The organism is Nocardia caishijiensis NBRC 108228, assembly GCF_001612825.1.
Taxonomy (GTDB): domain Bacteria; phylum Actinomycetota; class Actinomycetes; order Mycobacteriales; family Mycobacteriaceae; genus Nocardia; species Nocardia caishijiensis.
The window spans coordinates 443,340-463,071 of sequence record NZ_BDBE01000025.1 but is presented as its reverse complement, the minus strand read 5'-3'; the positions used below and the strand labels follow the sequence as shown (position 1 = coordinate 463,071).

Below are 19,732 nucleotides of genomic sequence, written 5' to 3'. Positions count from 1 at the left end.
CCCAGCCGTGGTCCGAGAACCGACGGGTCGACGCCGGTCTCGGCCCGGGCAGGCGAGCGGACACGTCCCGCCGCAACTTGGGGCGGGACGGATGTGTCAGCCGATGTCGACCGGGTCGATCTGGACGCGGAGGGGGGCATCGGATCGGTGGGAGCTGCGCACCCCTTGGGCCGCGGTGAGGGCGCGGGCCAGAGGGGCTCCCGAGGAGCGGGGGGCGCGCAGGAGCATGCGCTCCACCTCGGCGGGTTCGTCGGTGCCGGAGAATGGTTTGCGGGCGGTGGGCGGGAGCGGCACCGGACCGAGCACTTCGACGCGGTCGGGAAGGTCGGTGGCGGCGAGTAGTTCGGCGATCGACTCGCTGGTCCCGTCGATCGCGGCCATCCGGACAGCCGGGGGGAAGCCGACTTCGGCGCGGGCCGCGAGTTCGGCGGCGGCGTGGTTGACCGGGTCCCAGCGAACCAGCGCCTGGACGGTGGGCAGGGACGGTTCGGCCATCACGATCACCTGCCCGCGCGGGCGGACCATGGCCGCGGCACCCATCCAGCGGCGCAGCGTATCCTCGGCGGCGCGTAGGTCGGCGCGGCCGAGCAGCGCCCAGCCGTCGAGCAGCAGGGCCACGCCGTATCCGCCCGGGATCACGGGTTCGGCACCGACGGTGGCGACCACCACCTGAGCGCCCGGCTCCACACTGTCGAGCACTTCCCCACCGCCGGACGAGCGGATCGGCACGCCGGGGAAGGCCCGGCCCAGTTCTTCGGCGGTACGCGCGGCGCCGATGACCATCGCCCGCAACGCACGCGATCCGCACGCCTGGCACCGGAACGCCGCCTCGGTGATACCGCACCATTTGCAGTGCGGACTGGCTGCCTCACCGTTGCCGGACTGCGGTAACGCCAAGGGGCCGTTGCAGTGTCGGCAGCGTGCCGGGGTGCGGCATTTGGCGCAGGCCAGCGACGGCACGTAGCCGCGGCGGGGCACCTGCACCAGCACCGCGACGTTCTCCTTGATGGCGGCGCGGGCGGCGGTGAAGGCCACCCCGGGGATGCGCACTGCCCTGGCCAGGGCGTCACGTTCCAGGGCGAAGTCGCTGTCGCCGGGCGCGCTGATGCGCGGCATCACCGCGCGCAGGGTCGCGCGTTCGGCGAGAAGATCATGCGCCCAGCCGGTTTCCACGACCGCCTGGATCTCGGCGGTGCGCGCGAAACCGGCGGCCACGAACGCGGCGCCGGTCTCGTGGGCCCGCAACATCGCGACCTCACGCGCGTGCGGATACGGTGCGCGCGGTTCGGCGTAGGTGTCGTCCCCGTCGTCCCACAGGGCGATCAGCCCGAGGTCACGCACGGGTGCGAACACCGCCGCACGCGTACCGACCACGATGCGCGCCTGCCCCCGCAACACCGCCAACCACCGCCGATACCGCGCGGCGGGCCCCAACCCCGCCGACAACCCGACCGCCGAATCCCCCACCAGCCGAACACATTCCGCGAGCAGCCGATCCAGATCCCGCTGATCCGGCACCATCAACACCACCCCGCGCCCCGCCGCGACCACCGTCGCCGCCAATTCGGCCAACCGAGCCGCCCAGTCCTCCCCCGGCATCGCCTGCCACGCCGCCCGAGGCCCCTTCCCCTGCCGCAACGCACGCACGAACGCCCCACCGTGCAGATACCGCTCCCAGGCCGACACATCGACATCCACCGCCGATTCCGTTGCGGCTGAATCGGACTCGGCGGCCACGGCGATGGTTCCAGTCACACCGCCGACACCTGCCTCGCCCGCAACCAGACCAGACTCAGCAGAACCACCCGCACCGGCAATGCGCCCAGCCGCCGCAGAGTCTGGAGCAGGGGCGATACGTCCAAACTCAGGTGAACCATTTGCGCCGACAGCACCGTCGGATACAGCAGCAGAACCGGACGCCGCGGCGCGCCCAGCCGCCGCAGAACCGGACGCGGGGGCGATGCGGCCAGACTCAGGGGAACCGTGCGCATTGGCAGCGTCATCGGATATCACGGAAGAACTGGGCGCGGCGGCGGCGCGCCCAGACGCAGGGAAGCCAAGCGAGTCGGCAGCCCGGTCAGGTACAGCAGCAGGACCGGGCGCGGCACCAGCTGCCCTTTTGACAGCGGTGCGGTCGGTCGCAGAATCCGCCGCGCTCTCGGCACGGGAACCATGTGCGCCGATGTTCTGTTCGGCCACGGCGGCGGTAGCACTCTCAGCGGTATCCATCGCCTCAGCGGAATCGGTAGCGCCGTCGCCAGCTCCGATCGCGTCGCCGGTGCGGTCGGTAGCAGCGCCACCCGCGTGGTCCGGGGCACTGGATTCAGCAGAAGGTCGATCGTGCCGAGCACTGGATTCCGTTGCCGCACCGACCGATTTGGATACGTCCTCGGAAGGGTCGGTCGCGGCGGCGCAGCGAGTTTCGCCGCCGCTACCTCCGGCCACAGAGCCGGTGATACTGTCGGCGGTACCCATCGCCTCAGCGAAATCGGCGGCGCCGTCGCCAGCTTCGATCGCGTTGCCGGTGCCGTCGAAAGTAGGGCCGCCCGCGCGGTCGGCGGCGCGGGATTCAACAGAAGGCTGAGCGAGCTCAGCGCTGGATTCAGTTGCCGCACTGACCGATTCGGATACGCCCTCGGAAGATTCGGTCGCGGCGGTATCGGCTGTCGGCAGCCTGCGGGTGTCGTCGGCTGGTGTGGCCGAGACGCGGAGGGCGCGCGCGGGTCCGGGGGCTGCGTCCTTGTCCGTGGCGCGCGTGCCCCCCGCGCGGGCAGCGGACTTCTTCGATGTGGTGGCCGGTGATCCGCTCGCTTCGGTGCGGGCGTGGCGGGGTGGGACGGCCAGGCGGAGGACATCCGCTCGGGTGCCCGCGTAGCGGGCGGCGACGGTGGTCGCCAGGCGCAGGATTTCGGGGGTGAGGACGCGCTCGGGCGAGACGACGCGCTCGAGCTTCACCATTTTGCCGGTGTGCTCGGTGCGCGGAAGTCGTTGCAGGAGATAGCCGTCGACGAGGCGCCCGGCGAAGCGCACCCGCACCCGCACGCCGGGCTGGGCGATCTCGTCGAGTTCAGGTGGGACGAGGTAGTCGAAGTCGCGGTCCAGGTGCGCGGGCGACAGCAGCGGGAGCACCCGAGCGATCGGGTGTCCCGCTGCTGTCGATGGTTCGTCCGCGGTCACGCGGGCCGTGGGTACTACAGGCCGACGGCCGCGCGCAGCTTGTCGGCGCGGTCCGTGTGCTCCCAGGGCAGGTCGACATCGGTGCGGCCGAAGTGACCGTAGGCGGCGGTCGGCGCGTAGATCGGGCGCAGCAGGTCGAGGTCGCGGATGATCGCGCCCGGACGCAGGTCGAACACCTCGGAGATGGCGGTCGAGATGCGGGTGGGATCGACCTTCTCGGTGCCGAAGGTCTCGACGAACAGACCGACCGGCGCCGCCTTGCCGATGGCGTAGGCGACCTGCACCTCGACGCGGTCGGCCAGACCGGCGGCCACCACGTTCTTGGCGACCCAGCGCATGGCGTACGCGGCCGAACGGTCGACCTTCGACGGGTCCTTGCCCGAGAACGCGCCACCACCGTGGCGGGCCATGCCGCCATAGGTGTCGACGATGATCTTGCGACCGGTCAGACCGGCGTCACCCATCGGGCCACCGAGCACGAACTTGCCGGTCGGGTTGACCAGCAGGCGGATGTCGGAGGTGTCGAGCGACGGGATCTCCAGATCGCCGATGACCGCGTCGACGACCTTCTCGCGGATATCGGGAGCCAGCAGGTTGTCCAGGTCGATGTCGGCCGCGTGCTGGGTGGAGATGACGACCGTGTCGAGGCGGACCGGGCGGTCACCGTCGTATTCGATGGTCACCTGGGTCTTGCCGTCGGGCCGCAGGTAGGGCAGCACACCGGACTTGCGCACCTCGGTGAGCTTGCGCGAGAGCCGGTGCGCGAGCGCGATCGGCAGCGGCATCAGCTCGGGGGTGTCGATGGTGGCGAAGCCGAACATCAGGCCCTGGTCGCCCGCGCCCTGACGTTCGATCTCGTCGTCGGACCCGCCGACACGCGCCTCGTGCGAGGTGTCGACACCCTGGGCGATATCGGGCGACTGCGCGCCGATCGCGATGTTGACACCGCAGGAGTTGCCGTCGAAACCCTTTGCGGAGGAGTCGTATCCGATCTCGAGGACCTTCTCGCGCACGATCCGCGGGATGTCGGCGTAGGCCGACGTGGTGACCTCACCCGCGACATGGACCTGACCGGTGGTGACCAGGGTCTCCACCGCGACGCGGCTGCCCGGATCCTCGGCGAGCAATGCGTCGAGGATGGAATCGCTGATCGCGTCACAGATCTTGTCCGGATGGCCCTCGGTCACAGACTCACTGGTGAATAGCCGACTACCTGTCGTACGCACAGTTATTCCCTCTCCCTCAACGGGTTACTTCTCTTCAGACTATTCCAAACCACCGACAAGGTGGCGGGTTAGGACAAGCCACACCACGAACCCACCCGTGCGCGGTACACTGCGCGAGACCGTTGCGGCGCAACGGTTTTCACACTCGAAACGGCGGTCGTACCCGGTCAGCGCAGCAGCGGGACCAGTGCGTCGAGCACCCGGCTCGCCAGCAGCGCCTTGGAGCCGTGATCGAGTGCCACCTCGGTGCCGTCGGCCCCGAGCAGCCATCCGTCGTTGGTGTCGACCTCGAACGCCTTGCCCTCACCCACCGCGTTGACCACGAGCAGGTCGCAGCCCTTGCGGGCCAGCTTCGCGCGGGCGTGGGTGAGCACGTCACCGTTGTCGTCGCCGGTCTCGGCGGCGAAACCGACGATCGCGGTGCCGTCGAGCCTGCCCTCGGTGCGGGCGTCGACCAGACCGGCGAGGATGTCGGCGTTCTTGGTCAACGGGATCACGTCGGGCTCGTCGGCACCCTTCTTGATCTTCGCCGCCGCCACATGGGTCGGACGGAAATCGGCGACCGCGGCGGCCATGACGACGGCATCGGCACCGACGGCGTGCTTGTCGACGGCCGTCTTGAGCTGTTCGGCGGTGGTGATGTGGACCAGCTCGACCGCGGCGGGCGGGGCGAGCTCGATGGTGTTGCCCGCGATGAGCGTCACCTGGGCGCCACGCTGGGCGGCGACCCTGGCCAGGGCGTAGCCCTGCTTACCGGAGCTGCGGTTGCCGAGGAAGCGCACCGGGTCGAGGGGTTCCCTCGTCCCGCCTGCGGTGATCACCACACGGCGACCGGTCAGGTCGCGGGGCAGTGCGTCGGCGCGCTCGAGCAGCAGCGAGGCCAGACCGAAGATCTCCTCCGGCTCCGGCAGCCGTCCCGGGCCCGTGTCGGCACCGGTCAACCGGCCCGACGCGGGTTCCATGACGGTGGCGCCGTGCGCGCGCAGCGTCGCGACATTGGCCACCGTCGCCGGATGCTCCCACATCTCGGTGTGCATCGCGGGCGCGAACATCACCGGACATCGGGCCGTCAGCAAGGTGGCGGTGAGCAGATCGTCGGCGCGCCCCTGGGCGGCGCGGGCCATCAGATCCGCGGTGGCGGGGGCGATGACGACGAGATCGGCCTCCTGGCCGAGCCGCACATGCGGCACCTCGGGCACGTCGGTGAACACGTCCGTGTGCACCGGCTGACCGGACAGCGCCTCGAAGGTCGCCTTGCCGACGAACTGCAGCGCCGACTCGGTGGGAATCACCCGCACCTGATGTCCGGTCTCGGTGAACCGGCGAACGAGGGCACACGCCTTGTAGGCGGCGATGCCCCCGCCGACCCCGACGACGATCCGCATGGTCTTCACGCCTCCCGACTGGGGATTGTCACTCGCCCTCGGTGTGTTCGAGCAGGTCGGAGTGGATTTCACGCATGGCGACCGACAGCGGCTTCTCCTGCAGGCCCGGCTCGACGAGCGGACCGACGTACTCGAGGATGCCGTCACCGAGCTGGTTGTAGTAGTCGTTGATCTGGCGGGCGCGCTTGGCCGCGTAGATCACGAGGGCGTACTTGGACGAGGTGCGCTCGAGCAGCTCATCGATCGGCGGGTTGGTCAGGCCGATGGGAGTGTCGTACGCGGGTGCAGCGGTGATGTCCGTGCTCACTAGGGGAGGCTCCTGCGGTTTAGTGGGTCAAGAACTCGAATTTGTGCTAACGAACAAGGATACCAACTGCTCGCAGGCGGTCGTCACCTCGGCGTTCACAATGACCGTGTCGAACTCGTCACGTGCGGCCAATTCGACCCGGGCGGTCTCGAGTCGGCGCTCGATCACCTCGGGGGTCTCGGTGCCGCGCGAACGCAGGCGCGAGACCAGTTCCTCCCAGCTCGGCGGAGCGAGGAACACCAGCAGCGCTTCCGGCATCGCGTGGCGGACCGACCGCGCACCGGCCAGGTCGACTTCGAGCAGTACCGATCGTCCGGCGTCCAGTGCCTCGCGCACCGGCGCCGCGGGGGTGCCCGATCGCTGCAACCCCCCGTGGATGTCCGCCCATTCGAGCAGTTCGTCCGCCGCGATCATGGCGTCGAAGTCGGCTCGGGAAACGAAGCGGTAGTCGCGTCCGTCGACCTCACCGGGCCGCGGGGCCCTGGTGGTCGCCGAGACGCTGAAAACCAGCTCGGGCAGACGTTCCCGCACGCACCGCACGACCGTGGACTTGCCGACGGCCGAGGGGCCGACCAGTACAACCAGTCGACCCTTCCGCGTGTGTTGTTCGACCACCTGGATCAGGAGTCGAAGTCGAAGCGAGCCAGCAGCGCCTTGCGCTGACGGTCGCCCAGGCCACGGAGACGCCGGGTGGGGGCGATCTCCAGCTCGGTCATGATCTCGGCGGCCTTGACCTTGCCCACCTTCGGCAGAGCCTCGAGCAGCGCCGACACCTTCATCTTGCCGAGGATCTCGTCGGATTCGGCATCGGTGAGGACCTGCTTCAGGTTGGTGCCGCCTCGCTTCAGGCGCTCCTTGAGCTCTGCCCGAGCGCGGCGAGCGGCAGCCGCCTTCTCCAGAGCAGCGGCGCGCTGCTCGTCAGTCAGCTGGGGAAGGGCCACGGGTTCCTCCGTCTCATCGTTCATTGCTAGATCTACCGCCGGTTACCCGGACGGTCTGTGCGACCGTACCCACGGTGCCCGCCGATTGCGAACCCGACCCCCAGGTCAGGGGCGGATTACGGATGCCGTATGGCGCGCGCGGGCATGATGCGGTGAGGTCGGATTCCCGCCGTCCGAACGTATTGTCGAATTCCGGAAACCCATTCGGACCTGCGGTTATACCGATTTGGGCGATGATAGCCAACCGGTAGCGTGAGCACGGTCGGCCGGTCCGGCAAACCCGGCGAGGCGCGACCAGCGACTTTCCGGAATTCATCCGCGTGTCGCACGATTTTGCACCGCGTGTCGTCACATTCGGGCACGAAATCGGTCGAGCACCGCTCCCGAGGCCGTCGCCGTCACGTCGTCGATCCAGAGTGGGATCGGCGCCGCGCGGGCGATGTAGTCGCGGACCAATCCGTACGGAATCGCCTTCACCGCCGCCTCGGCGACCGCGCGGGATTCGTCGTCGACGACCCCGAATTCGGTTGACACGGCAGCCAGCAGTGCGGCCTGCATCTCGTCGTTGACCCCCGCGATCGCGGTGCGCAGCTCCTCGGGCCCCACCTCGAGCAACTGGTCCTGATGGAACATCTTCATCGCCCTGGCCTCGGTGGGGCGCTCACGGCAGTAGCGAGGCAGGAAGACGGCCGCCGACAGCAGCGGCTCCGGCCCGCGCAGCGCGGCGACGAAACCCTCGTGGAAGCGCCGGATCGAACGCAGCCACAACCGGGCGAGGAGTTCGTCACGTGAGGCGAAACGCACATAGATGGAGCCGGAATGCACACTCGCGGCCTTGCCGATGGCGGCGATCGACGGACGGGCGACGGCCGGATCGGCGAGCAGGTCGCGGGCGGCGTCGAGCACCTGATCGTCGGTGAAGAGACGGGGTCTTGCCACCGCGTCAGCCTAGTGGCACAGTTTATGAATATGAATTCAAAAACTCGTTTCCCGCTCGCCGGAGCGTCGTTGATCTTCATCGCGAGCGTGCACACGGTCATGGGCGTCGCACTGCTGGCGGCGGGTGATCAGGACACGGAGCTGTCGTTCTGGTTCACCCTGTTCGGCGTGGTCGGCGTCGGACTGGGGTTGGCCATGATCGACCTGGAACGGGCACGCGGGTTCGTGCCCGCGCCGGTGCTCGGCACGTTGGCACTGGTGACGGCGTGCGGGCTGATCTACCAGCCACTGTCGGGGTTCGTCACCCTGCTCGTCCCGGTCGGGGTCGGCGCCTTCGGTTGGTGGCGGGCCAGGAACGCCCTCGTCGCCGCCTGAACGCGTCGATCCACCCAGACGTCGGGAACTCGAAAAGAATTGCGCCAGAGGCCATTTCGGCACCCTTACGGGGTACGACAACGGAGCCGGAGCGGCTCGCGCGCCACTCCGGCTCCGTCACAGCAGATATCAGGCCTGCAGGAAGGCGAACTCCTCCTGCAGCCGAGCGGTCTTGTCGCACAACGCCGTCACCGACGGGCCCGCGTTGAGCACCTCACGCGACACATTCGGGACCACCGCCGACAGGTTCGTCTCGGGGACGAGCCCGCGGATCGAGGCCGCTCCCCCGCCCTGGGCGCCCACTCCCGGCATGAGGATGGGCCCGTTGAGCTTCGACAGGTCGGGCGCCTCGGTGAGCGTCGCGCCGACGACCACACCGACGGAGCCGAAGCCGTCGCCCGTGTTGCGGGCGGCTGCCTCGTCGACCATCGTCTGCGCAATCGTCCGCCCGTCTGCCGCCGTGATCCCCTGGAGCCGCGCACCTTCCGGATTGGAGGTCGCGGCCAGGACGAATACGCCACGATCGTTGGTTTCGGCCAGGCTCAGCGCCGGGTCGAGGGACCCGAAACCGAGGTAGGGCGAGACTGTCACCGCGTCCGAGCCAAGGGGCCCGTCACCGAGCCAGGCGTGCGCGTAGGCGTCCATGGTCGAACCGATGTCGCCGCGCTTGGCGTCGGCGAGCACCAGGGTGCCCGAGGCGCGCAACACCGAGATGGTGCGTTCCAGGACCGCGATCCCGCCGGAACCGTAGGTCTCGAAGAACGCGACCTGCGGCTTCACCAGGGCGACGCGGCCGTCGAAGGCCTCGACACAGATCTCGGCGAACGCCTCGAGCCCCTCGACGTCCTCGGTGAGTCCCCACGCCCGCAGCAGGGCCGGGTGGGGATCGATGCCGACGCACACCGGGCCGAATTCGCGCATGGCGTGCTGCAATCGGCTACCGAACGTCGTCATCGATCCTGCTCCCGGGGTTGTCGTCGTGTCGCGGATGGTCGTGCGCTCAGCCACGCAGCTTCGAGTGCAGTTCCTGCAGCGAACGCACGCCGAGACCACCGTTGATGCCCGCCTCGATGCCCTGCACCGCGGCCGCCGCGCCCTGCACCGTGGTGATGCACGGGATGTTCGCGCCCACCGCGGCGGTGCGGATCTCGTAGCCGTCCACGCGGGGGCCCGAGTTGCCGTAGGGGGTGTTGAACACGATGTCGATCTCGCCGTCGCGGATCTGCTCCACGATGGAGGCCTCCGGCATACCGGTGGCCGGATCGGTGGTCGCCGGATCCGAGTGCTTGCGCACCTGCTCGCACGGAATGCCGTTGCGGCGCAGCGTTTCCGCGGTGCCCGCCGTGGCGAGGATGCGGAAGCCGAGGTCGTGCAGGCGCTTGATCGGGAACACCATGGCGCGCTTGTCGCGGTTGGCGACCGAGACGAACACGGTGCCCTCGGTGGGCAGTGAGCCGTAGGCGGCGGCCTGGCTCTTGGCGAAGGCGGTGCCGAAGTCGGCGTCGATGCCCATGACCTCGCCGGTGGACTTCATCTCCGGTGACAGCAGCGAGTCCACACCGGAGCCGTCGGCGCGACGGAACCGGTGGAAGGGCAGCACGGCTTCCTTCACCGCGACCGGCGCGTCCAGCGGCACGTGGCCGCCGTCGCCCTCGGGCGGCAACATGCCTTCCTTGCGCAGGTCGGCGATGGTGGCACCGAGCATGACGCGCGCGCACGCCTTGGCCAGCGGCACGGCGGTCGCCTTGGAGACGAACGGCACCGTGCGGCTCGCGCGCGGGTTGGCCTCGAGAACGTAGAGGATGTCGTCCTTGAGGGCGTACTGCACGTTGAGCAGGCCCTTCACGCCGATGCCCTTGGCCAGCGCGATGGTGGAGCGGCGCACGGCCTCGATGTCGCTGCGGCCCAGGGTGATCGGGGGCAGCGCGCAGGCGGAGTCGCCGGAGTGGATGCCCGCTTCCTCGATGTGTTCCATCACGCCGCCGAGGTAGACCTCCTCGCCGTCGCACAGGGCGTCGACGTCGATCTCGATGGCGTCTTCCAGGAAGCGGTCGACCAGCACGGGGTGGTCCGGGTTGAGTTCGGTGGCGCGGGAGATGTAGCCCTCGAGCGAGGTCTCGTCGTAGACGATCTCCATGCCGCGCCCGCCGAGCACGTAGGACGGGCGAACCAGCACCGGGTAGCCGATCTCGGCGGCGATCTTCTTGGCCTGCTCGACGGTGGTGGCGGTGCCGTACTTGGGGGCGGGCAGTCCGGCGGCGACGAGCACGTCACCGAACTCGCCGCGGTCCTCGGCCAGGTCGATCGCGGCCGCGGAGGTGCCGACCACCGGGACACCGGCGTCGGTGAGCCGCTGGGCCAGACCCAGCGGGGTCTGGCCGCCGAGCTGGACGATCACACCGGCGACCGTGCCCGACTCGGACTCGGCGTGGTACACCTCGAGCACGTCCTCGAAGGTCAGCGGCTCGAAGTAGAGGCGATCGGCGGTGTCGTAGTCGGTGGAGACGGTCTCGGGGTTGCAGTTGACCATCACGGTCTCGTACCCGGCGTCCGACAACGTCTGCGCCGCGTGCACACAGGAGTAGTCGAACTCGATGCCCTGACCGATGCGGTTCGGACCCGAGCCGAGGATGATGACCTTCTCGCGCTCACGCTGCGGCGCGACCTCGGACTCGGCGCCGGGATCGAGCTCATAGGCGCTGTAGTGGTACGGGGTCTTGGCCTCGAACTCGGCGGCACAGGTGTCGACCGTCTTGTAGACCGGGCGCACACCCAGGCGGTGGCGCAGCGCGCGCACACCCGATTCACCGGCGAGCTCGGGCCGCAATGCGGCGAGCTGCCGGTCCGACAGGCCGTAGTGCTTGGCGTGGCGCAGCAGATCCTCGTCGAGCACCGGCGCGTCCAGGATCTCCTGACGCAGCGCGACCAGACCGGCGACCTCGGCCACGAACCAGGGGTCGACGCCGGACGCCAGGGCGACCTCGTCGATCGAGGCGCCGAAGCGCAGCGCCCGTTCCACCTGGTAGATGCGGCCTTCGGTGGGCACGCGCAGGTCGGCGAGGATCGCCTCGATCGCCTCGCGAACCGACGCCGGATCGCTGGGGTCCTTCGGGGCCCACTTGCCGTCCTCGGCCGTCCAGAAGCTGGCGGCCTTGGTCTCGAGCGAGCGCAGCACCTTGCCGAGGGCTTCGGAGAAGTTGCGGCCCATCGACATCGCCTCGCCCACCGACTTCATGGTGGTGGTGAGCGTGGCGTCGGCGCCGGGGAACTTCTCGAACGCGAAGCGCGGCGCCTTCACCACGACGTAGTCGAGGGTCGGCTCGAAGCAGGCCGGGGTCTCGCCGGTGATGTCGTTGACGATCTCGTCGAGGGTGTAGCCGATGGCCAGCTTGGCGGCGATCTTGGCGATCGGGAAGCCGGTGGCCTTGGACGCCAGTGCCGAGGAGCGCGAGACGCGCGGGTTCATCTCGATGACGATCAGGCGACCGTCCTTCGGGTCGACCGCGAACTGGATGTTGCAGCCACCGGTGTCGACGCCGACCTCGCGCAGGATGGCGATGCCCAGATCGCGCATCTTCTGGTACTCGCGGTCGGTGAGGGTCATGGCCGGGGCCACGGTCATCGAGTCGCCGGTGTGCACGCCCATCGGGTCGACGTTCTCGATGGAGCAGACGATGACCACGTTGTCGCGGCCGTCGCGCATGAGCTCGAGCTCGTATTCCTTCCAGCCGAGGATGGACTCCTCGATCAGGACGTTCGCGGTCGGTGAGGCGGCCAGGCCGCCACCGGCGATGCGGTCGAGGTCCTCGTCGTTGTAGGCCATGCCCGAGCCGAGGCCGCCCATGGTGAACGACGGGCGAACCACGACCGGGAAGCCGAGTTCGGCGACCGTCTCGCGGACCTCGTCCATGGTGAAACAGACCTTGGAGCGGGCGCTCTCGCCGCCGACCTTGGCGACGATGTCCTTGAACTTCTGCCGGTCCTCACCGCGCTGGATGGCGTCGAAGTCGGCGCCGATCAGCTCGACGTTGTACTTCTCCAGCACCCCGCGCTCGTGCAGCGCGACCGCGGTGTTGAGCGCGGTCTGCCCGCCGAGGGTGGCGAGAATGGCGTCGGGACGCTCCTTCTCGATGACCTTCTCGACGAACTCCGGGGTGATCGGCTCCACGTAGGTGGAGTCGGCGAACTCGGGGTCGGTCATGATGGTCGCCGGGTTGGAGTTCACCAGCGACACGCGCAGTCCCTCGGACCGCAGCACCCGGCACGCCTGGGTACCGGAGTAGTCGAATTCGCACGCCTGGCCGATCACGATCGGGCCAGAGCCGATCACCAGGATGTGCTTCAGATCCTCGCGGCGAGGCATCAGGCTCCTTCCATGAGACCGGCGAAACGGTCGAACAGGTATGCGGCGTCGTGCGGGCCTGCGGCGGCCTCGGGGTGGTACTGCACCGAGAAGGCGCGACCGTCGATCAGTCGCACACCCTCGACGGTGCCGTCGTTGGCGCAGATGTGGGAGACCTCGGCTTTGCCGAAGGGCGTGTCGAACACCTCGCCCTTCTCGCCTTCGAGGGCGAAGCCGTGGTTCTGCGCGGTGATGGAGATGCGGCCGGTGCCCGCCTCGACGACCGGGATGTTGATGCCCCGGTGGCCGAACTTCATCTTGTAGGTCTCGCGACCGAGCGCGCGGCCGAGGATCTGGTTGCCGAAGCAGATGCCGAACAGCGGGATCCCGCGCTCGAGCACACCCTGGGTGAGCGCGATCGCGCCGGTCTGGGTGGCCGGGTCGCCGGGGCCGTTGGAGAGGAACACGCCGTTGGGGTTCAGCGCGAGGATGTCGTCGAGGGAGGTGTTCGACGGCACCACATGGGTGCGCACGCCGCGTTCGGCGAACATGCGCGGGGTGTTGGTCTTGATGCCCAGGTCGACCGCGACGACGGTGAAGCGGTGGTCACCCACCGGCTCGATGGTGTACATGCCGTCGGTGCTGACCTCTTCGGCCAGGTCCGCGCCGAGCATGGACTGCTGACCGTTCACGCGGGCGAGCAGTTCCTCGTCACCGGCCAGGGCGGAACCGGAGAAGATGCCCGCCTTCATCGACCCGCGGGTGCGCAGGTGGCGCACGACCGCGCGGGTGTCGATACCGGCGATGCCGACCACGTTCTGCTCGTCGAGCTGATCCTGCAGGGTGCCGGTGGCGCGCCAGTTCGACGAGATCGTCGAGGGGTCGCGCACGGCGTACCCGGCGACCCAGATCTTGCCGGACTCGTCGTCCTCGTCGTTCCAACCGGTGTTGCCGATCTGTGGGGCGGTGGCCACCACGATCTGGCGGTCGTAGCTGGGGTCGGTGAGGGTCTCCTGGTATCCGGTCATCGCGGTGCAGAACACCGCCTCACCCAGGGTCTGCCCCTGCGCGCCGAAGGCCGTACCGCGGAACACGCGGCCGTCCTCCAGCACGAGGGCTGCCTTTACTTTGCTCATTCGTCGTCTCCCGTCGTCGCCCTGGTCGCATCCGCGGTCCATGCCGGGTACACCGTCTTGTCGTCGCCCCGGAATCCGGTGTCGATCTCGGTTCCGGTCGGCAGTGTCCAGCGAATTACCAGCACACCATTCTCTGTCATCACTTTGCCCGCGTGTCCGCGCTCGGTGCGCACGGCCGTCACGGATTCCTGCGGAATCCAGATCGGCGTCGCCCCGTCGCGTTCGAGCAGGATCCCGCGTTCGAACCGCGTCAGTTCGGCGGTCGCGCGGAACCCCAGGTCACCGACCGCGATCCGGTTCTGCCAGCTGGGCGCGAAGGTGCTGCCCAGGTACAGGCCGGTGGTCGGCTCCAGCAGTTGCGCACCCAGTTCGGCGGGCACGGTCGGCAGGTCACCGATCCGCGACTGCTGGCTCGCGGCTTTCTTCTGCCAGGCCCGGTACATCAGCCACAGGCACAGTACGAATACCGCCAGCAGCCCGACCACCCACAGCGTTCTCTCCACGTCCTGGCCTCCCTAGATCCCGACCGCCTTGCCCTCGCGGGCAGTTACCCGGCCGCGCAGCACGGTGGCTGTGACCTCGGCCGGGAACGTCATGTCCTCGAACGGTGTGTTGTTCGAGATGCTCGCCAGTTCGGCGCCACGCACCGTCCACTCGGCGTCGGGGTCGACGAGCGTGAGGTTGGCGGGTTCGCCGACGGCGATCGGTCGGCCGTGGTCGTCGAGGCCGACGATCGCGGCGGGCTTCTCGCTCATCACCTTCGCGACACCGCGCCAGTCGAGCAGACCCGGCGCCACCATCGTCTGCACGATGATCGACAGGGCCGTCTCGAGGCCGAGCATGCCGGGCCGGGCCACCGCGAACTCGCAGCACTTGTCCTGCTCGGCGTGCGGGGCGTGATCGGTGGCGACGCAGTCGATGATTCCGTCGGCCAGGGCCTGACGCAGCGCGGCGGCGTCGGAGGCCTCGCGCAGCGGCGGGTTCACCTTGTTGACCGCGTCGTAGGTCTCGAGGCGCGAGTCGTCGAGCAGCAGGTGGTGCGGGGTGACCTCGGCGGTGATCGAAATACCCTGGGACTTTGCCCATTTCACCAGTTCGACGGTGCCCGCGGTGGAGGCGTGGCAGATGTGCACGCGGGCCCCGGCATCGCGGGCGAGCAGGGCGTCGCGCGCGACGATCGACTCCTCGGCGGCGCGCGGCCAGCCCGCGAGACCGAGCCGGGCGGCGGTCGGGCCCTCGTGGGCGACGGCGCCCTCGGTCAGGCGCGGCTCCTCGGCGTGCTGGGCGATGAGAACCCCGAGCGAGTTCGCGTACTCGAGCGCGCGCCGCATGATCAGCGGGTCGTAGACGCAGTGGCCGTCGTCGGAGAACATCCGCACCTGGCCCACACCCGCGGCCATGGTGCCCATCTCGGCGAGTTGCTTGCCCTTCAGCCCGACGGTGACGGCGCCGACCGGGAACACGTCGACCAGACCGACCTCCTGGCCGCGCCGCCACACGTGATCGGTGATGACGTGCGAATCGGCGACCGGGCTGGTGTTGGCCATGGCGAACACGGCGGTGTACCCGCCGAGAGCGGCTGCGGCGGAACCGGTTTCGATGGTCTCGGTGTCCTCGCGGCCCGGTTCACGCAGGTGGGTGTGCAGGTCGACGAAGCCGGGCAGCAGGATCTGGCCGTTGCCCTCGATCACCTCGGCGTCGTCGGCGGTGAGACCGGGCCCGATCTCGGCGATGACGGTGCCGCGTACGAGCACGTCGACCGGCTCACCCTCACCGTAGGGCCTGACGTTCTTGAGAAGCAGCTCAGTCATACCGTTTCCTCCTGACCGACGAGCAGCCGGAACAACACGGCCATCCGCATGTGCACTCCGTTCGACACCTGCTGCAGCACAGCGGCTTTCGGCGAATCCGCGACGGCGGAGGCGATTTCCATGCCGCGCAGCATCGGGCCGGGGTGCAGCACCACCGCGTCGTCGTCGAGCAGCGCGAGCCTGCGCTCGGACAACCCGTAGTTGATCGAGTATTCGCGGGCCGACGGGAAGAACCCGCCGTTCATCCGCTCCGCCTGCACGCGCAGCATCATCACCGCGTCGGCGCCCGCCAGTTCGGCGTCGAGGGAGGTCGCGACCCGGCAGGGCCAGGACTCGACCCCGACCGGCAGCAACGTGCGCGGCGCGACCAGCACCACTTCGGCGCCGAGGGTGTTGAGCAGGATGACGTTGGACCGGGCCACCCGGCTGTGCAGGATGTCGCCGACCAGCACCACCCGCTTGCCCTCGATGTCACCGAGGCGTTGACGCAGCGTCAGCGCGTCGAGCAGGGCCTGGGTGGGGTGCTGGTGGGTGCCGTCGCCCGCGTTGATGATCGACGGGGCCTGCCGGTTCTCCTCCTTCGCCCACTGCTCCATCCAGCGCGCGATCTGGTGCGCCGCGCCCGAGGCGGGGTGACGCACGATCAGCGCGTCGGCACCCGCCGCGTGCAGGGTGAGGGCGGTGTCGCGCAGCGATTCACCCTTGGAGACCGAGGAACTCGACGCGCTCACGTTGATCACGTCGGCACTCATCCACTTGCCCGCCACCTCGAAGGAGACGCGAGTGCGGGTGGAGTTCTCGTAGAACACCGTCATCACGGTGCGCCCACGCAGGGTCGGCAGCTTCTTCACTTCGCGGCCGAGCAGGGCCTGTTCGAAGCGTTGTGCCTCGTCGAGCAGTTCGGTTGCGGCGGCACGATCCAGGTCGGCGACGGTCAGCAGGTGCTTCATTTCGCCTCCTGGTGCAGGTAGACGCCGTCGCGGCCGTCGTGTTCGGTGAGCAGGACGGAGATGTCCTCGGCACGCGAGGTCGGCACGTTCTTGCCCACGTAGTCGGCGCGGATCGGCAGTTCGCGGTGGCCCCGGTCGATGAGGACCGCCAACTGCACGGCGCGGGGGCGGCCCAGGTCGCGCAAGCCGTCGAGGGCGCTGCGGACGGTGCGGCCGGAGAACAGCACGTCGTCGACGAGGACGACGAGGGAGTTCTCGATGCCGCCGTCGGGCACCGAGGTGCGTTCCAGCGGGCGGTGCGGGCGGCTGCGCAGGTCGTCGCGGTAGAGGGTGATGTCGAGGGAACCGAGCGCGGGCCGCACGCCGGAGAACTCCTCGATCTTGTCCGCCAGCCGGTTGGCCAGGGTGGTGCCCCGGGTCGGGATCCCCATGAGAACCACCCTCGGCGCGTCGGCGTCGCCGGAATCCAAGGCGGTCTTCTCGATGATCTGGTGCGCGATCCGCGCCACGGTGCGTTGCACGTCCGACGGCGACAACAGCTCCCGCCCGGCCGCCACCCACTCCGGGGTGTGCCGCTGGGATGTTTCGCCCGCGCCGGTTCTGGCCGCCCGTTCGGGCACAGCCATGCCGACCTCCTTCCCCGCCTCACCGGACGGTCCGTTAAAGGATGTCTCACTCGCCCGTCAGCTTATCAGCGCCGCGAGCGACCTTTGACCAGCTGGGGCCGCCTGTGAGCACGGCCACGGGCGCGTTGTCGACCACACCGCTGCGCCGCCGATCACACGGGCACCGAAAGCCCTGCGAGTGAGGGCGTTTCGCGGCCGGTGACACGGACCGCCCGTTACTCCCGTGACGCCGGGCGCTCGTCACGCACAGCGTGCACGATGCCGACTCGTGGATCGCCCATCGCCACCGCACGTCCGAGCGGAACGATCATGTCGTCCCAGGCGCGGAACTCGGTGTGCCACCCGTTGTCGGTGAGCCACCGCCGATCGGGGCGTTCGCCGTCGAACCTCGGCCCGGGCGCCTTCTCGTCGCCCGACACGAGCCTCTTCGGCGCTGGCCTGCGCTACCAATTCCGCGTGCTCGCCGACCTGATGACAGAGCCCGAACGAACCCCGTTGGATATCTACTACGCCCGCCAGGCGCTCCTGGCCATCAGCTGGAGTGTCTCGATGATGGGCGACCTGGACCTGCCCGACGACCGGATGGCAGACGCCGCCACCGACATCGCCCTCGGAATCCTCGACCGCCTCGCATAGGCGAGGCTCGGCAGCCGGGTCGGTGTCGGCTCACGGTAGGCGATCACGACACGTTTACGGAAGTGGTGGTCGGCCCGTACCGACCATGCTTGTTCGACGTCAGGTCGGTGAGAAGAGGAGCACGGTGGGATCAGGCATGGTGGTGACGCTGCTGGTCGGCGTCGGAATTCTGCATATCGTTCCGGGGGTGGTCGCGTTCTCGCCGCGGCGGGCGCGCACCGCCTACGGGACCGCGGTCACGGGCCGGGATCTGGAACTTCTCCTGCGTCATCGCGCGGTGTTGCTCGCGATGGTGGGGATCGGGTTGCTCGTCGGCGCGGCGGTTCCCGCTGCCAGAGGCGGCACGATCGTGGCCGGAATCGTCAGTACGGCTTCGTTTCTCGTGCTCACCGCAGTGATCGGACCACGGCAGCTCGACGCGCGTACCCGCCGGGTGGCCCGGGTCGACGTGGTCGCGCTCGCGGCCCTGATCGGTGCCGCCGGTCTGGTCTGGGCCACGAGCTGAAACCGGCCTCGAACCCGCCGCTCAACACCAGGTGGCGTGCTCGGGGTCGACACCGTTGGCGCGGGCGTTGGCATCGATCACGGCACGCAACCAGCGGGTCAGACCGGGTTCGATGTCCTCGTAGAAGGCGGTGAACCCGGGATCACCGACGTACCGACGGGCCAGACAGACGTGCATCGCATGGGTGCAGTCGAAGTAGGTGGCCAGGGAGGCGCGGTGGCGTTCGGCGAGGCTGTCGGCTTCGGGGCTGCCCGGGGCGACCCCGCGCCGCAGGGCCTCGGCGAGGTCGTCGTGCAGTGCGGTCAGGGCATCGGTGATCGCCCGCCAATCCTGGGGCGTGCGGTCGGCCACGCGTTCCGCGTACTGCGCCCACTGCGGGGTCTCACCCCATCGTTCGCGGGCCTGTTCGACCCACGCCGGTTCCCAGCCGTCGCCGAAGATCGCGACCTGGTCCTCGGCGGAGAGCCGGACACCCGATTCGCGGGCGTCGATCAGCCGATCCACCGCCTCGGCCATCCCCCGCAGTCGCCGCATGCGGGCCTCGAGTTCGGCGCGTTGTGCGCGCAGGGTGGTGACCGCGTCGGCGGTCGTCGCGTCCAGCAGGTCGGCGATGTCGTCGAGGGGCACACCGAGTTCGCGGTACACCAGCACCCGGTGGGCGCGTGCCACCTCGGCCGCGCTGTAGAGCCGGTACCCGCCGGGGCTGCGCTCCGACGGACACACCAGCCCGATCGCGTCCCAGTGGTGCAGGGTGCGGGTGGTGACACCGAGCAGCCGCGCCGTGGCGCCGACGGTGCGTGGCGACGTGGTCACGGCCACCATTGTGCCGTCACGGCCCCTCGATGCCGATCGACCGCAGGTGCTCGGCGGCCGGACTGTCCGGGTCGTAGGGCTGCGCGGCGGTCATCACGACGCGTGTGCGCTCGGGTGTCCTCACCTCGAGCTCCATCGAATTCCACGGCATCACCCGTGGCCCCACCGTGCACCCGGGCGCGACCCGCTCGCATGCCGCGGCGATCGCCTCGATCTCACCGAGCACACAGGAGAAACTCACCGTGAGACCACCCGGCCGGTCGGCGGGTGCCCCCGGCACCAGCAGCACGTCCTGAAATGCCCACCGTCGCAGATGCGTCACCTGCCCCGGGGCGGCGAACAGCTCGAAGAACCCGAGTCCCTCCGTCCAGAACTCCACCGACCGCGCGATATCCGGGCACGGCACGATCACGAACATCGGCATGCCGTAGATGCCGCGGAAGGGTTCGGGCGCAACAGCATCGGGACCAGGAACAGGAACGGGACTCAGATCGAACGCGGGAAAGTTCATACGAGCGATCGTCGACCCTGACGTCGCGTCAGGGTCAAGCCTGGCACGGCGA

Annotated in this window: 21 protein-coding genes and 1 pseudogene; 3 read left to right on the top strand and 19 right to left on the bottom strand. The window is 69.2% G+C overall.

What is annotated here, in order from left to right:
- Nucleotides 1–96: 96 nt before the first annotated feature.
- From NC7_RS08995 to NC7_RS08965, 9 genes and pseudogenes are all read right to left on the bottom strand, one after another.
- Nucleotides 97–1,737, bottom strand: a complete 1,641-nt coding sequence (locus tag NC7_RS08995) for a primosomal protein N' (protein WP_456237899.1) — start codon at nucleotides 1,735–1,737, stop codon at nucleotides 97–99.
- Nucleotides 1,738–1,751: 14 nt separating this feature from the next.
- Nucleotides 1,752–2,003 (bottom strand): hypothetical protein, encoded by a 252-nt coding sequence (locus NC7_RS29025; protein ID WP_157101900.1) that lies wholly within the window; start codon nucleotides 2,001–2,003, stop codon nucleotides 1,752–1,754.
- 805 nt (nucleotides 2,004–2,808) lie between these two features.
- A pseudogene (locus tag NC7_RS30105) lies at nucleotides 2,809–3,177 on the bottom strand (primosomal protein N' family DNA-binding protein); the annotation flags it as partial.
- 14 nt (nucleotides 3,178–3,191) lie between these two features.
- Nucleotides 3,192–4,403 (bottom strand): methionine adenosyltransferase, encoded by a 1,212-nt coding sequence (gene metK, locus NC7_RS08990; RefSeq protein WP_084458205.1) that lies wholly within the window; start codon nucleotides 4,401–4,403, stop codon nucleotides 3,192–3,194.
- Between the two features lie 167 nt (nucleotides 4,404–4,570).
- Nucleotides 4,571–5,788, bottom strand: coding sequence for a bifunctional phosphopantothenoylcysteine decarboxylase/phosphopantothenate--cysteine ligase CoaBC (gene coaBC, locus NC7_RS08985; RefSeq protein ID WP_067981304.1), 1,218 nt, complete (start codon nucleotides 5,786–5,788; stop codon nucleotides 4,571–4,573).
- A 28-nt stretch (nucleotides 5,789–5,816) separates the two neighbouring features.
- Nucleotides 5,817–6,095 (bottom strand): DNA-directed RNA polymerase subunit omega, encoded by a 279-nt coding sequence (rpoZ, locus tag NC7_RS08980; protein WP_067493623.1) that lies wholly within the window; start codon nucleotides 6,093–6,095, stop codon nucleotides 5,817–5,819.
- Between the two features lie 27 nt (nucleotides 6,096–6,122).
- Complete coding sequence (gene gmk, locus NC7_RS08975; protein WP_174550209.1) at nucleotides 6,123–6,710, bottom strand: guanylate kinase; 588 nt, start codon at nucleotides 6,708–6,710, stop codon at nucleotides 6,123–6,125.
- A gap of 5 nt (nucleotides 6,711–6,715) precedes the next feature.
- Nucleotides 6,716–7,036, bottom strand: a complete 321-nt coding sequence (gene mihF, locus NC7_RS08970; RefSeq protein ID WP_030203531.1) for an integration host factor, actinobacterial type — start codon at nucleotides 7,034–7,036, stop codon at nucleotides 6,716–6,718.
- A gap of 348 nt (nucleotides 7,037–7,384) precedes the next feature.
- Nucleotides 7,385–7,975 carry a TetR/AcrR family transcriptional regulator gene (locus NC7_RS08965; protein WP_067981047.1) on the bottom strand — a complete coding sequence of 197 codons (591 nt, stop codon included), beginning with the start codon at nucleotides 7,973–7,975 and terminating at the stop codon, nucleotides 7,385–7,387.
- A gap of 30 nt (nucleotides 7,976–8,005) precedes the next feature.
- Here NC7_RS08965 and NC7_RS08960 point away from each other — a divergent pair, with 30 nt between their 5' ends.
- Nucleotides 8,006–8,350 (top strand): DUF6463 family protein, encoded by a 345-nt coding sequence (locus tag NC7_RS08960; protein ID WP_236573348.1) that lies wholly within the window; start codon nucleotides 8,006–8,008, stop codon nucleotides 8,348–8,350.
- A gap of 129 nt (nucleotides 8,351–8,479) precedes the next feature.
- Here the strand turns inward: NC7_RS08960 and pyrF are convergent, their stop codons facing one another.
- The 8 genes from pyrF to NC7_RS08920 all read right to left on the bottom strand — a co-directional run bounded on the left by pyrF (nucleotide 8,480) and on the right by NC7_RS08920 (nucleotide 17,634).
- On the bottom strand, nucleotides 8,480–9,304 hold the full coding sequence (gene pyrF / locus NC7_RS08955; protein WP_067981045.1) for an orotidine-5'-phosphate decarboxylase: 825 nt from the start codon (nucleotides 9,302–9,304) through the stop codon (nucleotides 8,480–8,482).
- A 46-nt stretch (nucleotides 9,305–9,350) separates the two neighbouring features.
- Nucleotides 9,351–12,713 (bottom strand): carbamoyl-phosphate synthase large subunit, encoded by a 3,363-nt coding sequence (gene carB / locus NC7_RS08950; protein WP_067981044.1) that lies wholly within the window; start codon nucleotides 12,711–12,713, stop codon nucleotides 9,351–9,353.
- Entirely contained in the window at nucleotides 12,713–13,828 is a 1,116-nt protein-coding gene (gene carA, locus NC7_RS08945) for a glutamine-hydrolyzing carbamoyl-phosphate synthase small subunit (RefSeq protein WP_157101899.1), read from the bottom strand. The genes carB and carA overlap by 1 nt, the downstream gene beginning before the upstream one ends.
- On the bottom strand, nucleotides 13,825–14,331 hold the full coding sequence (locus tag NC7_RS08940; RefSeq protein WP_067981042.1) for a PH-like domain-containing protein: 507 nt from the start codon (nucleotides 14,329–14,331) through the stop codon (nucleotides 13,825–13,827). Before NC7_RS08940 ends, carA begins: the two co-directional genes overlap by 4 nt.
- Before the next feature lie 12 nt (nucleotides 14,332–14,343).
- Nucleotides 14,344–15,639, bottom strand: coding sequence for a dihydroorotase (locus tag NC7_RS08935; RefSeq protein WP_067981041.1), 1,296 nt, complete (start codon nucleotides 15,637–15,639; stop codon nucleotides 14,344–14,346).
- Nucleotides 15,636–16,589, bottom strand: a complete 954-nt coding sequence (locus NC7_RS08930) for an aspartate carbamoyltransferase catalytic subunit (RefSeq protein ID WP_067981040.1) — start codon at nucleotides 16,587–16,589, stop codon at nucleotides 15,636–15,638. The genes NC7_RS08935 and NC7_RS08930 overlap by 4 nt, the downstream gene beginning before the upstream one ends.
- Nucleotides 16,586–17,215: a bifunctional pyr operon transcriptional regulator/uracil phosphoribosyltransferase PyrR gene (pyrR, locus tag NC7_RS08925; protein WP_067981039.1), complete on the bottom strand. Its 630-nt coding sequence runs from the start codon at nucleotides 17,213–17,215 to the stop codon at nucleotides 16,586–16,588. Before pyrR ends, NC7_RS08930 begins: the two co-directional genes overlap by 4 nt.
- Before the next feature lie 215 nt (nucleotides 17,216–17,430).
- Nucleotides 17,431–17,634 (bottom strand): hypothetical protein, encoded by a 204-nt coding sequence (locus NC7_RS08920; RefSeq protein WP_067981038.1) that lies wholly within the window; start codon nucleotides 17,632–17,634, stop codon nucleotides 17,431–17,433.
- 37 nt (nucleotides 17,635–17,671) lie between these two features.
- On the opposite strand from NC7_RS08920, the gene NC7_RS08915 reads away from it, so the two are divergent.
- Together NC7_RS08915 and NC7_RS08910 are read left to right on the top strand one after the other, a co-directional pair.
- On the top strand, nucleotides 17,672–17,851 hold the full coding sequence (locus NC7_RS08915) for a hypothetical protein (RefSeq protein ID WP_067981037.1): 180 nt from the start codon (nucleotides 17,672–17,674) through the stop codon (nucleotides 17,849–17,851).
- Nucleotides 17,852–17,975: 124 nt separating this feature from the next.
- On the top strand, nucleotides 17,976–18,356 hold the full coding sequence (locus NC7_RS08910; protein ID WP_157101898.1) for a hypothetical protein: 381 nt from the start codon (nucleotides 17,976–17,978) through the stop codon (nucleotides 18,354–18,356).
- Between the two features lie 21 nt (nucleotides 18,357–18,377).
- Here NC7_RS08910 and NC7_RS08905 read toward each other — a convergent pair whose 3' ends face one another.
- Nucleotides 18,378–19,178 (bottom strand): MerR family transcriptional regulator, encoded by an 801-nt coding sequence (locus tag NC7_RS08905; protein ID WP_067981035.1) that lies wholly within the window; start codon nucleotides 19,176–19,178, stop codon nucleotides 18,378–18,380.
- A gap of 7 nt (nucleotides 19,179–19,185) precedes the next feature.
- Nucleotides 19,186–19,680, bottom strand: a complete 495-nt coding sequence (locus tag NC7_RS08900; protein WP_067981034.1) for a VOC family protein — start codon at nucleotides 19,678–19,680, stop codon at nucleotides 19,186–19,188.
- Nucleotides 19,681–19,732: the final 52 nt, after the last annotated feature.

Excerpts from the sequence above, each read along its gene's own strand:
- NC7_RS08900 (WP_067981034.1), bottom strand. The coding sequence starts at position 19,680 with ATGAACTTTCCCGCGTTCGATCTGAGTCCCGTTCCTGTTCCTGGTCCC.
- carB (WP_067981044.1), bottom strand. The coding sequence starts at position 12,713 with ATGCCTCGCCGCGAGGATCTGAAGCACATCCTGGTGATCGGCTCTGGC.
- coaBC (WP_067981304.1), bottom strand. The coding sequence starts at position 5,788 with ATGCGGATCGTCGTCGGGGTCGGCGGGGGCATCGCCGCCTACAAGGCG.
- carA (WP_157101899.1), bottom strand. The coding sequence starts at position 13,828 with ATGAGCAAAGTAAAGGCAGCCCTCGTGCTGGAGGACGGCCGCGTGTTC.
- NC7_RS08930 (WP_067981040.1), bottom strand. The coding sequence starts at position 16,589 with ATGAAGCACCTGCTGACCGTCGCCGACCTGGATCGTGCCGCCGCAACC.
- pyrF (WP_067981045.1), bottom strand. The coding sequence starts at position 9,304 with ATGACGACGTTCGGTAGCCGATTGCAGCACGCCATGCGCGAATTCGGC.
- NC7_RS08960 (WP_236573348.1), top strand. The coding sequence starts at position 8,006 with ATGAATTCAAAAACTCGTTTCCCGCTCGCCGGAGCGTCGTTGATCTTC.
- NC7_RS08905 (WP_067981035.1), bottom strand. The coding sequence starts at position 19,178 with ATGGTGGCCGTGACCACGTCGCCACGCACCGTCGGCGCCACGGCGCGG.
- pyrR (WP_067981039.1), bottom strand. The coding sequence starts at position 17,215 with ATGGCTGTGCCCGAACGGGCGGCCAGAACCGGCGCGGGCGAAACATCC.
- NC7_RS08935 (WP_067981041.1), bottom strand. The coding sequence starts at position 15,639 with ATGACTGAGCTGCTTCTCAAGAACGTCAGGCCCTACGGTGAGGGTGAG.
- NC7_RS29025 (WP_157101900.1), bottom strand. The coding sequence starts at position 2,003 with ATGACGCTGCCAATGCGCACGGTTCCCCTGAGTCTGGCCGCATCGCCC.